The sequence below is a fragment of the Alteromonas sp. 5E99-2 genome (assembly GCF_017368475.1).
GTDB lineage: Bacteria > Pseudomonadota > Gammaproteobacteria > Enterobacterales > Alteromonadaceae > Alteromonas_F.
In genome coordinates this window covers 1-14,358 of record NZ_JAFNJE010000017.1, presented here as the reverse complement: position 1 = coordinate 14,358, position 14,358 = coordinate 1, and the positions used below count along the sequence as shown (strand labels likewise).

Below are 14,358 nucleotides of genomic sequence, written 5' to 3'. Positions count from 1 at the left end.
TTGCGTAAAGTGTATTAGTCCCGACTTAATCTGACAATCCTCTTGAAAAAGAGAGAGTTACCCGTTTTGATAAAGGTGTCGAATCTTTAAATTAAAACAACAAGGTAACTCTCATGTTGCATACTAACAATCCAATTATTAAACACAAAGCTGGCTTAATCAATTTGGCAGCTGAACTGGGAAACGTATCTAAAGCCTGCAAAGTAATGGGTGTATCGCGAGATACATTTTATCGTTATCAGGAGCTTGTAGAAGACGGCGGCATTGATGCGTTAATCAGCCAAAGTCGTCGAGCGCCTAATTTGAAGAACCGAGTAGATGAAGCGACAGAACAATCTGTTATTGAATCGGCCATTGAGTTTCCTGCTTATGGGCAATACCGCACTAGTAATGAATTACGCAAGAAAGGCGTGTTTGTTTCAGGCAGTGGTGTACGTTCAGTGTGGTTACGTCACAATCTAGAAAACTTTAAGAAAAGGCTCAAAGCACTAAACGATAAGGTCGCTAATGATGGCATTATCCTCAGTGATGCTCAGGTAGCGGCGTTAGAAAAGAAGAAAAATGATGATGAGGCTTGCGGTGAAATAAGCACCGAGCATCCAGGTTATCTAGGCTCTCAGGACACATTCTATGTTGGCAACCTCAAAGGCGTAGGGCGTATCTACCAACAAACCTTCGTTGATACCTATAGCAAAATAGCTTTAGCGAAGCTTTACACGACCAAAACACCGATTACCGCTGCTGACATGTTGAATGACAAGGTGTTGCCTTACTTCGAGCAGCATGACTTGCCTATACTGCGTATATTGACTGATAGAGGCACAGAATATTGTGGCCGAGTAGACCACCACGATTATCAGTTATATCTCGCTATCAACGATATTGACCACACTAAAACGAAAGCCATGTCACCCCAGACAAATAGCATTTGTGAGCGGTTTCACAAGACGATCCTGAACGAGTTCTACCAAATCATGTTTAGGAAAAAGCTGTATTCGACGATGGAGGAATTGCAAAAAGATCTGGACGATTGGATGGATTCCTATAACAATCATCGAACTCATCAGGGTAAAGTGTGTTGCGGACGAACACCGTTTGAAACATTACTTAATGAAAAAACGGTTTGGACGGAAAAGAATTTAGCTCAAATCTAAACTGACAGCACCATTTGAAAAATGGGTAACTGTCAGATCAGGTCTGAGCTACTACACCCATGCCTGTCGATATTTAGTTAGATACATCTAAGCTTATCGAAATGGATTTTCTTCTAGCCTCACCAATATCAGGTTTTTCAACTTCAATCACTTTGCCATACCTTAGCTCAAGCACTCTATCAGCACTAGCTATCGTTTCAGGCCTATGAGCAATTATAATTCGAGTAATGTCTAAGCCTCTAACAGCATTATTTACAGATGCTTCTAATCGGGTATCCAGATTACTAGTCGCTTCATCCATAAATAGAATCTTAGGTTTTCGATAAAGAGCTCTAGCAAGTAATAATCGCTGAATTTGCCCTCCAGAAAAAGCTGTTCCCATGTCTCCCACTAACGTATTGTACCCCATAGCCATTTTCACAATATCGGTGTGTATAGCTGCGACTTTGGCTGCCCATTCAACTCTTTGTAGATTTTGGTTAGGATCGAAAAATGCAATATTATCAGCGACTGAGCCAGAAAGGAGCTGATCATCTTGCATAACAGCGGCAACCAGTTTTCTATAGCTCCCTAAGCCGAATTTTTTGATATCTGTACCATCAATTTCTACTTGGCCGACCTCAGGCTCAAATAACCCCAACATGATTTTAATAAGCGTTGTTTTGCCGCAGCCTGATGGGCCGATTAAAGCGACAGACTCACCTGTTTCAATTTTTAGGTTTAATTCAGAGAACACTGGCTCCTCTTTCTCACTGTATCGATACTTAACATTTTTGACTTCGATACTGCCGGTCACCTCATTAGAAGAGCCAATCCCTTGTAAATCGGATTCTTTATTTGTTAAAGTAATATCAGCTAATCGATTGAAGTGCAGGTTGAGCATTTTAAATTCAATGAATTTTTCAATTAGATTTGTCGTTTTTTCTGTAAATTGAAGCTTATAAGACATATAAGCGAATAACATACCTACGGTTAAATCACCTTCCATAACAAGTAACGCAGCAAAATACACAACCAACACATTTTCAACACCGAAAATAAACTTATTTAAAGCTTCATAGCCAATGTTTAAATGCCCTATTTTTATTCCTGCGTTTAAGCTATCAGCAAATTTGTTATGCCAAATACCTTGTCTTTGTACCTCTCTGCCAAATAGCTTTATCGTTTGAATCCCTCTGACTGTCTCCATAAAATTTGTTTGTTCCTTTGCCTGAGTAATTACTTCTTCTTCAGACATTTGTCTCAAAGGACGATACATAATGACACGAAAAATAACATAAATAGTGAGCGCAATGAGTATGATGAAACTAAGTTTCGGGCTATACAAAAAGATCATTATAAGAGTAGCGATAGCCATTATCCCATCGATAACGGCCTCAATTAACCCTTTAGTTAATAGATCTTTTACTTGTAGTAATGAACCAAAACGAGACACTACATCGCCTATGTGTCGCTTTTCAAAATACTGCAAGGGTAAGCGAATTAGATGATGAAACAGATTTGCTCCCAATTGAATACTCATCAGATTACCGAAATGCAATAATAATGTGCTTCTAACAGCGCCTGTCGCCATTTCAATAAACATTAGTAATCCGAACCCGATAGCGAGTACGACCAGTAAATTTTCATCATAACTCAAGACAACTTCGTCAATAACAAGTTGCATATAGTAAGGGCTAGTCAAAGTAAAGACCTGCAGTAGTAAAGACAATATGAAAACTTTTGACAAGGTTGACTTTAATCCTAAAATCGCCCCCCAAAAATCAGAAAGTTTCAAATTTACTCGAGTATCTTCCGATTTAAACTCTTTTGTTGGTGTTAACTCAAGTGCAATACCAGTAAAGTGTTTTGAGAGTTCTTCTAATGTATAGCGACGTTCCCCTAAACCAGGATCATGGATATCGACAATCGTTTTACTAACTTTCTTTAGAACCACGAAATGGTTCATATTCCAATGTAGAATACATGGTGTTTTCAACTGAGAAAGTTGCTCTAATTCTAATCTGAGAGCACGAGTACTCATGTGCATTTTGTCGGAAATTTCCATCAGCTCTTCAAGATTGGCACCCTTAAGAGAAATAGAATACGTTTGACGCAAATGAGTTAAGTCCGTCTTATACCCATAATATCCCGCTACCATAGCCAAACACGCTAGACCACATTCAATAGCTTCGGATTGCATAATCATGGGCAAATATTTTGCGTTACTAAATTTTAATAAATGCCTTGGATTTTCCACTAAACAGTCCCCCTAATGCTATAGATTGATTCAAATAACCACTCGAATAATGAACGACTATCAATTACTATGTCTGCTTCTAGGAGCATTCCTGCTTGTAATGGCACAGATACGCCATAAGCTATAACACCTTGTTCATCGAGTTTAACGACAACGCGATAGACAGGTTCTTGAAAAGAAATAGGCAATAGGGTCTCATTGGGCAAAATTACTGACTTCGCCACTTCGACAATTTCTCCGGTGTAAATACCAAATCGCTGATAAGGAAATGCTTGATAGCGAATGCGTGTTTGTTGATTTTCTTTTATAAATCCATAAGCGCGAGTTGGGACGAATAACACCGCTTCTAATGATGCCTCGACGGGCAAAATAGTCATCAATGGTTGATTAGTATTAGCCACCATACCGTTTCTTACCAAAAGGCTCGTTACCACACCATTTCTACTACTAAATACATCAAAACTGCGTTGTGAATCAGCCTGAGTAATTTGTTGATTTATTCCTGCTAATTGCGATTCCAACTCAGCGATTTGTTCTTCATTTTGAATGGGAAGTTGCTTGTATTGATACCGCAGTTGACTTAATTGGTTCTGTGTTGAAAGTATATTGGTTTGAGTATCTTCAAGTTGATGTTTGAGAGACAGCAAATTATCTTGCTGGTCAGCATATTCTCGTAAAGAGGCAAACCCTTTGTTTGTTAGTGACTCTATGTGCTGAAGTTTCTTTTCATTTAACACTAACCTTTCCTTTAGTATAGCGTTTTGATTACTAGCCTGTTGCATTTGAGCTTCGGAATTTCTTATTTGCAAAGCAAGCTGCTCAGTATTAACAGTGAATAATTGTTTTTGATTCAGAATGTTAGTCGAAAGTAAATTTTTTTGAACAATGAGTTCTTGAATGATGATGTCATTTGCGCTTACGCCAGCACTTAACTGCCTATCTAATCGAATACGAGCAAGGGGCTGCCCCTTCGAAACAGCATCTCCCTCTTCAACATAAACTTCATCAATTAAACCGGGTGTAATAGAATAAACTTTATTTAGTCCAGTTGTTGGCCTGAGGTAACCTGAAACAACTTCTTTTCGTTGATACTCACTCAAAAACAAATAAGTAAATCCAGTAATGGCAATCGCTAAAATAATAATTACAATAATATTGAACGACATATGTGCTGCAATAATCACTTCACCATTAAGTTTATGGCTTTGATGTTCAAGAGCTTCTTTCCTAAATAAATTAGACATGGAAGTTTAACATCTTAAAATCATAGAGGCCGATAGCCGAATAAACCTTGAATCCCTCTTCTGTTTTTTTTTCGACAAAATATGTAAATTTTCTGTGCGATTTTTTTGCTTGTCGGCCTTTCACACTTCGAAACAAAATACTGTTTCTAACAACAAGAAAACTATCTTGCTGAGCTACAAGTTCGGTATTCGCCTGAAGTTGCTTACGTATCGACTTGTATTGATTTTTAATAGAAGGGGAAAAAGGCGGCTCTACATGACGTAGTGTATCCAGATTTTTTAGGTGCTCATTACATATTACGCTGAAACAGTATTTAAAAAATTCATTAATCGTCACGTTTTATTCCTTAATAGTGAAATTAAATCGATCCATAATCATTTACTACTATTCATGGTGCAGCAAAGTGTTTTTATAAACTGTACCATCATGTTTATATTTTATGGTAATGTCAAACCTCAATAAGCAACAAAATAATTCATATTTTTCATCTGCTTAATTAGATTTTTATGTGAATACACAAGTTTGACAGAACAACCGCAGATTGCTGACCTCAATTGGCCACTTTCAATCTACTTCACACACTAACTTTATGGTTTATAGGCAAGTGATGTAAAGAAAATATCTTCAAAGCACTCATGCATTCTTTATTCTGGCTAATAATTTTCGAATTTAGAACTGAAGAGCATACACAATCTTATGTAGAGATACTAACAATTAAATACTTGTCAAAATCGAAACATTAATGTGGAGTAAATTGGGGGAAGATCAATGAAATCAATACCGGTAATATAGATCTCAGTGCCTGAAATATAAATAAGCAGATTGAATGAAACGAAAAAAGAGTAAGGCTATTGTTTATGTTTACTCAACTGGGGAATCCTAAGCAAAATACGTATATCGACGATATTAACTGGACAGCTTGAAATGATTGAATTTAATACTTTGGCATTGCGCGATGAAAGAAAGTGTTTGTTATAGGCGTATGACAAATGAGTTATCTTTTTATATGAAAATGTCTTGACTTTTATTTTTCCATTTGTGAATCTTTTAAATGAACGGAATACGTTCGAAATTTTTCTCAAAATTTTTAAAAGGATTAATTATGAAAAAAGAAGTTAAAGATTCTATCGTAGGTCACGATGAGAAAGCTGATGCAACTGTTGGGCTAGGGACATTTTTTGCTAGAGAATTAAGTCAAGAGGAAATGAGTCAAGTTGCTGGAGCAGAAGGTAGTGTTGGTACTATCCATGAAACATGCCCCGAAGATCCGTCACTCCAGGCCTTCTAGTTAGACTAGTCCATAATATTTATTATTAATAAAAAGGGCATTTAAAGTGTCCTTTTCTTTTTAAGGGAATAAGGAACGAAACTAGATGTTCAATAAGTTGGTTACAGGAAGCTTTTCATTTCTTCTATTAGTTTGTTCAAGTGTTTGTGTATCTCAAGAGTGGAAGGAGGGGGTTCACTACAAAGTTTTAAGTGAAAATTTGGAAGAGACAAATGAGGTATATGAGTTTTTTTCATTCTGGTGCCCCCACTGTTATAATTTCGAACCTTTTTTAAAAAACTTGGATGAACGACTCAAAAAGACTGAATATAAAATCACTAAAGTTCATGTGAATTTCATGGGGTTTTCTCCCAAGAATCAGCAAGAATATGCTACCCAAACAATGGCAACTGCCGAGGTTTTGAGTATAGAAGAGGATGCCATCAATAGTCTTTTTGAGCGATTTCATGTTCAACGCAAAAGAAATTTATCAGAAAAAGATGCATTGGAACTATTGAATGTAATAGTAAATGACAAGGACTTGGTGAATAAGGCTTGGAGTAGTTTTACAACTAATCGTAAATTCAACCAAAATGATCGCCTAATGAAACAATACTTAAAAGACGTGAAGGCTGTTCCTACTTTTATAGTATCGGGAAAATACAAGATTTTACCTTTCAAAGGAGCAACTCCGGAGAAAATAAATGATTTAATTTTATGGTTAATAGGGAATAGCTAGTATGTCAATTTTAATTATAAGTAACTCCACGGATATACACGCCAACGTTATTGCTAAATCAATTGAGGTGACAGATGGTATAGAAGTCAATATCATTACGGCTAACGACTTTTTACAGACTAATAATTTGTCTATAAATTTTAATTCGTCTAAAGTGTGTTTGAACGAAAAAGATACAACTCGAAGTGTTTTTTTTTCAACATGGCTTCGGAGGTTAGATCCACCGTCAGTAGATTGCTATTCTGATCAGGAAAATAAGTTTGTAACATCTGAATTTAGAAATTACTATTTCTCAACCCTTAGAATGCTACAAAATTCAGGCAAGTGGAATGTGCGCTTTTCTGACCTATATCATGCATCAGATAAAGCTGTTCAGTTACAAATAGCAAAAAGTGTTGGTCTAAAAATTCCAGAAACTATAATTAGTAATTCGCCCAAAAAAATACTTGAATTTCTCAACTCGAGTGAGCAAGAGTATATATATAAACCCTATCGGGTTGAATTTTGGAACGGCTCTCAGAAAGCAACACTAACTTCCAAAATAGAAAAACCTAAACTCAAGGAAAATCAAGTTATACTAGGAACGTCTCCTGGAATATATCAAAGGTATTTAGAGAAAGACTACGAGGTAAGAGTCACTTTTTTTGATAGATACTACATTGCTGCTAAACTTCATTCTCAGGAAAAAAAATCAACTAAACTTGATTGGAGAATGGGGCAGCTTAATTTGGATGCGGAAAGGATCAAACTCCCTGATGATATATTTAGCAAATGTTGTAATTTAATGTCAATATTGAAAATTAGTCATGGGTGTTTTGACTTTATTGTAAAAAATGGTATTTACTATTTTTTAGAGGTTAATGTTACCGGTAATTTTCTATGGCTAGAGAAATTAGACGAAAATGAATTTCCAATGACAAAAATTTGCTCAGCATTTCTTGCCCATGGCATGTCAGGTTTTTCTCCAGAATTGTCCGATGTAGATAAGTACCCTTCCCTTTTGGAAGTCGAAAGCTTGATAGGCTAGAGCTTGTTAAATTTATAGTATAAAAAGAAAACAGTAATTGAATTTCTATTAACAGTCTAACTTTTTGAAATACCAATTATCCCATCTGCAAATTGGCAGATGGGTGATTTTCTCCCAATTTAGTAAACATTGTAGAAGTCGGTATCTGATCTGACAGTTACACATTTTTCAAATGGTGCTGTCAGTTTAGATTTGAGCTAAATTCTTTTCTGCCCAAACCGTTTTTCCATCAAGTAATGTTTCGAATGGTTGTTGTGGTCAAGTCCAACCGGACACTTTTCGTAAGGAACTTTGTTCATACTGTACTGGCGACAGATCCTCATTAGCTGTATGAAGCCTTTCTAAGTTGTAATAACGCATATACGCTATTACAGTATTGACGCTCCTATATCAACATCAAGTTAAACATGATAGATCTGACACCATTATTGGGACTAATTCTCTAGCAATATATCGTTTTAAGCACCGTTGAATTTCTTTTGTCGACTTACCTTCGGTGACACGTTTATCAACATATTTTTTAGTTCTTGCGTCGTTTCGCATACGAATCAATGTCACTGTCCAAAGTGCATTATTAGCGTCTCTAGCCCCACCTCGGTTCAACCTATGCCTCTGAGTTTTACCTGATGAAGCTTCTAAAGGGCTGACACCGCACAGTACGGCAAATGAGGATTCATTTTTCAATCGGCTTGGATTATCACCTGCTGTCACTAGCAGAGTGGCAGCCAGGTATTTCCCGACACCATATTGCTCAATGAGTGTTGGTGCTTTTTCTTTCGTTAAAATTCTTAATTGCTTATCAATATCTCTTAACTCGGTAGCCAACAATTGCCATCTTTTTGCAAGTAACTGCACTACTGAAACCAATGATGATTCTACTAAATTATCAGGATCAGCTTGTAATTCCTCACACGCTTTTATGCATTGATATGAGCTTGGCACATAACATTTTTCTGGTGCTGTAACGAGTAATGCTCTGATTTGATTAATAGCTTTAGTTTTTGACTTCGCAGAGCTTTTTCTTGCAACCACTAAGAACCTTAATGCTTCCACAGTGCCATCATGTGATTTAGGAATGACTGTAGATTCTTTCGCTAATACCGAACGCGCTGCATTTTCTGCATCAGTCGGGTCTGATTTACCTTGAAGCCTTCGGCGTGCACGATTCGGTCTATTGACTTCATAAACATCTACTCCTTGTTCTTGTAGATATTTGCATAAGCCTGCACCGTATGTGCCAGTACCTTCAATGCCAGCTTATTTGACATTCCCAAATGACTTACACCACTTAAACATCGTTCGGTAGCCAAGACTCGTTACTGCAACTTCTTTTGTATCAACCACCTTACCGATGTTGTCAATTAGTACAGCCACATGCTTTTCTAAGTGTGTATCAACGCCTAATGTAAGTTCTTTCGCATTGTTTCTAACATTCATATCAGTATCCTTAAGCAGTCAGCTCAGGACTGGACACAGACGATGCAATACAATGCTCCTATTAGGTCACTGACGCTGAATATAATTAAATTACTGGACAGTAATCACCGACAGGTCAACACAAAGATAAACGCTCCATCAATCCCAGCACGTGTCAGGTCATTACCTCCAGTAGTATAAATTATATCCTCTATGTCCCAACATGCGCCTACGTCGCCCATGCTGGCTCTCATACCATAACTTGTTAGTAAACGCCTACTGGTATACTGTGAACCTCTGTCAGAGTGAAACACCAAGTCTTTTGATGGCTGACGTAAGTTATAGGCTTTCATCATGGCTTTGCTCACTAAGTCAGTCGTCATACGTTTATCAATATGCCAACCAACAATACGACGTGAATATAAGTCCATGACTATGGCTAGATACATCCAACCTTCACCAGTCCTTAAATAAGTCACATCGCCAGCCCACACTTGATTTGGCGCAACAGGGTTAAAGTATTGATTCAACAGATTATCCGCAACAGCATCACTGTGTTTGCGCTTAGTCATCACATTGTAGGCAACACGCTGCGTCACAACTAGGCCAAGTGTTGCCATTAGCTTCTGAACGCCGTAATCACTCACTTGAAAGCCCTCCTTGCATAACCGTTTACGTAACTCTCGATAACCTAAGCTATTTCTGCTTTGTCCGAAGATAACTTTGGCTCTTCGATAGAGATTAAGTTGCTCTGCCTTAATGAGTTTCGCAGGGCGATTAAGCCAAGCATAATAAGCACTACGGCTTATTTTCATCATTTTACAAAGCTTCACAATAGGAAAAGCTGAAGATAATTGCTTAATCGTTTGAAACGTTACTTGGTTTCCTTTAACAGGAGGGCATTAGCTTTTTTTAATATCTCTTTCTCCATCCTTAGCTCTTTATTTTCCTTGCGCAGCTTTAGGAACTCAGCTCGTTCATCTGCATTTAAACTAGTGCCTGATTGCTCAGCTTCAACCTTAGCTTTCCAGTTATAAAGTAATTTACCTGTAATACCTAAAGATGCTGCCGCCTTAGGTACGCTGTAACCTTGCTCGGTTACCAATGCCACAGCTTCTTGTTTAAATTCTGCTATGTAACTTCTGTTTGTTCGTTTTGTCATTTAACACCTCAATACTTGGATTATATTCCATTATTAAAGTGTCCTGTTGGATTAAAGCAGATCATATCGTCTAAACTCGAGATAAATGAGTACTTTACTTCATTTCCTTCGCGAAAAATTGTGACGCATTTTTTAGGTTTTCACGCCCATATTTATTACGATAAAGATCACACCAACCATGCCATTTGGATGGGAAAGCAAGTAGATCTTAATCTATCTGTGTTTAAGAGCAGTTGAGACTGTATCAATTAAGCGAGAATGATTAAAAGCCAGAGCCAATATTCACTTTCGACTCTGGCTGAACCCTAGCGTTTTCCTTTCACTACGGCTGATAAGGAAGAGATGATTGATGCAAGATGATTCGTACTTTCTCATCTTCACAGGCTTTAAATACAAAACTTTTGTTAACAAATATATGGCTGTCATCGTCGCCAATAAAGTGCACATTACATTGCACAATTGCCAAATCGCCATGCAATATGAAATCTTCTTTGCTAAACCACACTTTCACCCAAGGTTTTAACTTGAACCCTTTGTCGTCAGGGAAGTCAGTATTGCCACCAACGAAATATGACAATGCCCCCTCTTTTGTTGGACGGAAGGTTTGTGGCCCGAACGCTAAAGTAGGCTTAAACAATACATGACCATTGTCGTAATCGTAATTTTCCGATAAAACCTGAAGAGAAAACGCCTGTGTATCTCCTCCTTCGGCGTGAACTTTTCCAACCTGAATTACGTTGTCGCACCACGTTTGTAGTGCCGTATGCACCATTTCTTTAGTAAACATAAGGCAAACATTGCTCCTGTATGGTTGTGGATGTAATAAGCCATAAAAACCCTATGACAATAACGTTTTATTTACAAATAAAACAATAGCTACATGTTATAATATATCACCTAAGGATGTTTACGTTTTGTCAGTGTAAAACAATGAAATATAACGACGGCTTTATTACGCTCTCGCTATATCAAAAGTCAACACGTCTCGAATATGTGATGCGCCTACAATAAGCATCAACAAACGATCTACCCCTAAAGCCACTCCAGAACAATCCGGTAACCCTGCATCTAATGCCGTTAATAAATACTGATCAATTGGTTTTGTGGGAAAGTTTAAAGCGCTGCGCTTTTTATTGTCACTTTCAAATCGAGCAGCCTGTTCATTTGCATCGGACAATTCGTGAAATCCATTAGCAAGCTCAATTCCTTTAAAGTACACTTCAAAACGGTTAGCTACACGGTTATCAAGGCTATTAATACGAGCAAGAGACGCCTGAGATGCGGGAAAATGAGTCACAATCACAGGGCAGTGGTTTGCAAAACTTGGTTCAATGCAATGAGAAAACAACATTTGCAGTAAGTCATCGTTATCTAGAGTTTCAAACCCATTATATAAATCAATCCCTTTTAGTTTTACCGCTTCAATTAGCTCGTCTGTTGTCGCGGTTAACGGGTCGATATTCATATGTTTCAGAAAAACATCTTGATAACTGTATTGACTGATGTTCTCAATATTTAACGTCGTCTTTAGTAAATCTGAGACTTCATCAATCAGCATTTGCATATCGAAGCCGCTGCGATACCACTCTAACATGGTAAATTCAGGATTGTGATTGCTGCCTGCACCTTCATGGCGAAACGCAGGACCAATAGAGTAAATATGCTCACACCCAGCCGCCAACAAGCGCTTCATGGCGTATTCAGGTGATGATTGTAAATACAGAGTTTGCTCACTGGATTGAGCGCTAAAACTAAACTGAGTAGAGAAATTATCGATAAAGGGATCGGTAACCCCCGCACTTGCTAGAACAGGTGCGCTAATTTCTAGTACGTCTCTTGACTCAAAAAAACGGCGCAATTGAGATAACAATTGCGCCCTTTTTTTTAACTGTTCAATTGACGCCGAAGGACGCCAATTATTTTTGTGCACGTGACGCGTATTCGCCGCTACGTGTATCAACTTTAATGACTTCCCCTGTTTGTACAAACAAAGGCACACGCACTACAGCGCCTGTAGACAAGGTAGCAGGTTTACCACCAGTACCGGCGGTATCGCCTTTTAGGCCAGGGTCAGTTTCAGTGATTTCCAATTCAACAAAATTAGGAGGCGTCACAACAATAGGAGAACCATTCCATAGCGTTAGCGTGCACACGTCGTTTTCAGCTAACCACTTAATGCTCTCACCTACTGCTTTTTCATCAGCGGCAATTTGTTCGAATGTTTCGTTATTCATAAAGTGATAGAATTCACCGTCTGTATAGAGATACGCTAATTCGGTGTCCATAACGTCAGCGCCTTCTACTGAGTCGCCAGAACGAAACGTTTTCTCTAACACTTTACCGGAAATAAGTTTGCGAATTTTAACTCGGTTAAACGCTTGGCCTTTACCAGGTTTAACATATTCATTTTCTAGAATATTACAGGGTTCGCCGTCTAGCATAATTTTTAAACCGGCTTTAAATTCGTTGGTGCTAAAGTTAGCCATAGTATCTCAAACAAAGGTTATGAATAAATTGGTACAAATAATACCGAAAAAATTGCTACAAGTAGAGCCTCATTGGCAAAAAGAATTAGCCACGGGCTTCAATGATCCCATTGCTTTACTTGAACACCTGCAAATCGATAGCTCAAATTTAGAAAAAGATGCTCAAGCGCGCCGCCTTTTTCCTATGCGTGTTCCCCGCGCATTTGTTGCAAAAATGGAAATGGGAAATATCGACGATCCCTTATTACAGCAAGTACTTCCTAACCGCCAAGAATTTATTGCTGAATCGGGCTTTTCAACCGACCCTTTAGAAGAACACGATACCGCGGGAAAAGGCTTGCTGCACAAATACAAATCGCGGGTGTTACTGATTGTTCGCGGCGGTTGTGCGGTCAATTGCCGTTATTGTTTTCGCCGCCACTTTCCTTATCAAGATAACGCCGTAAGCAAACGAGAATGGCAAGAAACACTGAATTACATAGATACCCACCCAGAAGTAGAAGAAGTAATTTTTTCTGGTGGCGACCCGCTAATGGCTAAAGATGATTTTTTAGCTTGGTTAGCTGACGCTATTTGCCAGCGGCCACAAATAAAACGATTGCGTATTCACACTCGGTTACCCGTAGTTTTGCCTAACCGTATTGATAGTGAATTTTTAGCTTGGTTTGGTGCATTACCTATTCAAAAAGTAATGATATTGCACATCAATCACGCAAATGAAATGGACGAGGCCCTTAAACAAAAATGTCAACGCTTGAAAGACAGTGGCGTAGTGTTATTTAATCAGGCGGTATTACTCGCGGGTATCAACGATACGGCTGACGCACAAATTGCATTAAACGAAGCCGTATTTGAAGCAGGTATTCAACCCTATTATTTATATATGCTAGACAAGGTCCAAGGTGCCCATCATTTTCTCGTGAGCGACGCGAAAGCGCGGAACATAATAAAACAAGTCATCGAACGTCAACCCGGCTTTTTAGTCCCAAAACTCGTAAGAGAAATTGGAGGCCAAGCTGGGAAGACACCCGTTGACTTACTTATGCACCCATAAACACCAAACTAAGCAAAGGTGTTTATATTGTTACCTCGGCTAGGGTCCGATGAGGGAGCTGCTGAGTCAGATGCTGACTCTAATAACTCAATCGCCGCTTGCCCATCTTGTTCTTGTTGGCCTTTAGCCAAACGAAGAGAGGCAATTTCAAGAGAAGCGGTTGCACCGCCTACTGATTCGATAGCCATATCCAATCCTCATTTACTTGTAGCTTAGGTTAAAAACAGGCAAAATCGCCCGCAACAAGTATTATCGGCAGCAACTCTAATAACTTTAAGGTTTTTTATGCAACAAGTGCATCAACACATTCAGGCTACTCTGAAAGATATATATAGAAAGGCTATCGACGCTGATGCAAATTTAACTGCATTACAACAACAGAACAAAGGCAACTTTAACGCTATTTTTAATGCTGACTCCGGCTTCAAAGCCAATTCAAAGCGCTTTTTGCCCTATGTAGAAGAGCTCACAACGGAATTTGAAACACTACAAACTTTAGATGATGACGCGCTAAAACAACGCTTACCAAGCTTTATTGCACAGTTAGAACTGATGCTAACCACCCTAGT

15 protein-coding genes and 1 pseudogene are annotated in these 14,358 nt (G+C 38.4%); 6 read left to right on the top strand and 10 right to left on the bottom strand.

Going from position 1 to position 14,358, the window contains the following annotated elements; translation table 11 throughout:
- Nucleotides 1-113 precede the first annotated feature (113 nt).
- Complete coding sequence (locus tag J3L16_RS15015) at nucleotides 114-1,154, top strand: IS481 family transposase (protein ID WP_207613822.1); 1,041 nt, start codon at nucleotides 114-116, stop codon at nucleotides 1,152-1,154.
- A 73-nt stretch (nucleotides 1,155-1,227) separates the two neighbouring features.
- Here the strand turns inward: J3L16_RS15015 and J3L16_RS15010 are convergent, their stop codons facing one another.
- Genes J3L16_RS15010 through J3L16_RS15000 form a run of 3 tightly spaced genes read right to left on the bottom strand, consistent with a single transcriptional unit; the run spans nucleotide 1,228 to nucleotide 4,974 of the window.
- Nucleotides 1,228-3,342 (bottom strand): peptidase domain-containing ABC transporter, encoded by a 2,115-nt coding sequence (locus J3L16_RS15010; protein ID WP_207613821.1) that lies wholly within the window; start codon nucleotides 3,340-3,342, stop codon nucleotides 1,228-1,230.
- 50 nt (nucleotides 3,343-3,392) lie between these two features.
- Nucleotides 3,393-4,637, bottom strand: coding sequence for an HlyD family efflux transporter periplasmic adaptor subunit (locus J3L16_RS15005; protein ID WP_207613820.1), 1,245 nt, complete (start codon nucleotides 4,635-4,637; stop codon nucleotides 3,393-3,395).
- A complete protein-coding gene (locus tag J3L16_RS15000; RefSeq protein WP_207613819.1) occupies nucleotides 4,630-4,974 on the bottom strand; it encodes a hypothetical protein in 345 nt (114 codons plus the stop codon). The genes J3L16_RS15005 and J3L16_RS15000 overlap by 8 nt, the downstream gene beginning before the upstream one ends.
- Nucleotides 4,975-5,740: 766 nt before the next feature.
- Between J3L16_RS15000 and J3L16_RS14995 the strand changes: the two genes are divergently transcribed.
- The 3 genes from J3L16_RS14995 (at nucleotide 5,741) to J3L16_RS14985 (ending at nucleotide 7,671) form a co-directional block, all read left to right on the top strand.
- Entirely contained in the window at nucleotides 5,741-5,926 is a 186-nt protein-coding gene (locus J3L16_RS14995; protein ID WP_207613818.1) for a hypothetical protein, read from the top strand.
- A gap of 85 nt (nucleotides 5,927-6,011) precedes the next feature.
- Entirely contained in the window at nucleotides 6,012-6,644 is a 633-nt protein-coding gene (locus J3L16_RS14990; RefSeq protein ID WP_207613817.1) for a thiol:disulfide interchange protein DsbA/DsbL, read from the top strand.
- A 1-nt stretch (nucleotide 6,645) separates the two neighbouring features.
- A complete protein-coding gene (locus J3L16_RS14985) occupies nucleotides 6,646-7,671 on the top strand; it encodes a hypothetical protein (RefSeq protein WP_207613816.1) in 1,026 nt (341 codons plus the stop codon).
- 396 nt (nucleotides 7,672-8,067) lie between these two features.
- Here J3L16_RS14985 and J3L16_RS16540 read toward each other — a convergent pair whose 3' ends face one another.
- The 6 genes and pseudogenes from J3L16_RS16540 to efp form a co-directional block, all read right to left on the bottom strand.
- Nucleotides 8,068-8,922: a transposase gene (locus tag J3L16_RS16540; protein ID WP_347564690.1), complete on the bottom strand. Its 855-nt coding sequence runs from the start codon at nucleotides 8,920-8,922 to the stop codon at nucleotides 8,068-8,070.
- Nucleotides 8,923-8,928: 6 nt separating this feature from the next.
- On the bottom strand, nucleotides 8,929-9,108 hold the full coding sequence (locus J3L16_RS14970) for a hypothetical protein (protein WP_207613813.1): 180 nt from the start codon (nucleotides 9,106-9,108) through the stop codon (nucleotides 8,929-8,931).
- A 194-nt stretch (nucleotides 9,109-9,302) separates the two neighbouring features.
- Nucleotides 9,303-10,249 (bottom strand): annotated as a pseudogene (locus tag J3L16_RS14965) (IS3 family transposase); the annotation flags it as partial.
- A gap of 322 nt (nucleotides 10,250-10,571) precedes the next feature.
- On the bottom strand, nucleotides 10,572-11,036 hold the full coding sequence (locus tag J3L16_RS14960) for a hypothetical protein (RefSeq protein ID WP_207613812.1): 465 nt from the start codon (nucleotides 11,034-11,036) through the stop codon (nucleotides 10,572-10,574).
- A gap of 165 nt (nucleotides 11,037-11,201) precedes the next feature.
- Entirely contained in the window at nucleotides 11,202-12,179 is a 978-nt protein-coding gene (gene epmA, locus J3L16_RS14955) for an elongation factor P--(R)-beta-lysine ligase (RefSeq protein WP_207613811.1), read from the bottom strand.
- Nucleotides 12,166-12,735, bottom strand: coding sequence for an elongation factor P (gene efp, locus J3L16_RS14950; protein WP_207613810.1), 570 nt, complete (start codon nucleotides 12,733-12,735; stop codon nucleotides 12,166-12,168). Before efp ends, epmA begins: the two co-directional genes overlap by 14 nt.
- A gap of 28 nt (nucleotides 12,736-12,763) precedes the next feature.
- Here efp and epmB point away from each other — a divergent pair, with 28 nt between their 5' ends.
- Nucleotides 12,764-13,789: an EF-P beta-lysylation protein EpmB gene (gene epmB, locus J3L16_RS14945; RefSeq protein ID WP_207613845.1), complete on the top strand. Its 1,026-nt coding sequence runs from the start codon at nucleotides 12,764-12,766 to the stop codon at nucleotides 13,787-13,789.
- Nucleotides 13,790-13,797: 8 nt separating this feature from the next.
- Here the strand turns inward: epmB and J3L16_RS14940 are convergent, their stop codons facing one another.
- Nucleotides 13,798-13,977, bottom strand: coding sequence for a hypothetical protein (locus J3L16_RS14940; protein ID WP_207613809.1), 180 nt, complete (start codon nucleotides 13,975-13,977; stop codon nucleotides 13,798-13,800).
- A gap of 97 nt (nucleotides 13,978-14,074) precedes the next feature.
- On the opposite strand from J3L16_RS14940, the gene J3L16_RS14935 reads away from it, so the two are divergent.
- The coding region (locus J3L16_RS14935; RefSeq protein WP_207613808.1) for a hypothetical protein at nucleotides 14,075-14,358 on the top strand (284 nt) is incomplete at its 3' end.

Excerpts from the sequence above, each read along its gene's own strand:
- J3L16_RS15015 (WP_207613822.1), top strand. The coding sequence starts at position 114 with ATGTTGCATACTAACAATCCAATTATTAAACACAAAGCTGGCTTAATC.
- J3L16_RS15010 (WP_207613821.1), bottom strand. The coding sequence starts at position 3,342 with ATGATTATGCAATCCGAAGCTATTGAATGTGGTCTAGCGTGTTTGGCT.
- J3L16_RS15005 (WP_207613820.1), bottom strand. The coding sequence starts at position 4,637 with ATGTCTAATTTATTTAGGAAAGAAGCTCTTGAACATCAAAGCCATAAA.
- J3L16_RS14995 (WP_207613818.1), top strand. The coding sequence starts at position 5,741 with ATGAAAAAAGAAGTTAAAGATTCTATCGTAGGTCACGATGAGAAAGCT.
- J3L16_RS14990 (WP_207613817.1), top strand. The coding sequence starts at position 6,012 with ATGTTCAATAAGTTGGTTACAGGAAGCTTTTCATTTCTTCTATTAGTT.
- J3L16_RS14985 (WP_207613816.1), top strand. The coding sequence starts at position 6,646 with ATGTCAATTTTAATTATAAGTAACTCCACGGATATACACGCCAACGTT.
- J3L16_RS14970 (WP_207613813.1), bottom strand. The coding sequence starts at position 9,108 with ATGAATGTTAGAAACAATGCGAAAGAACTTACATTAGGCGTTGATACA.
- J3L16_RS14960 (WP_207613812.1), bottom strand. The coding sequence starts at position 11,036 with ATGTTTACTAAAGAAATGGTGCATACGGCACTACAAACGTGGTGCGAC.
- efp (WP_207613810.1), bottom strand. The coding sequence starts at position 12,735 with ATGGCTAACTTTAGCACCAACGAATTTAAAGCCGGTTTAAAAATTATG.
- J3L16_RS14940 (WP_207613809.1), bottom strand. The coding sequence starts at position 13,977 with ATGGCTATCGAATCAGTAGGCGGTGCAACCGCTTCTCTTGAAATTGCC.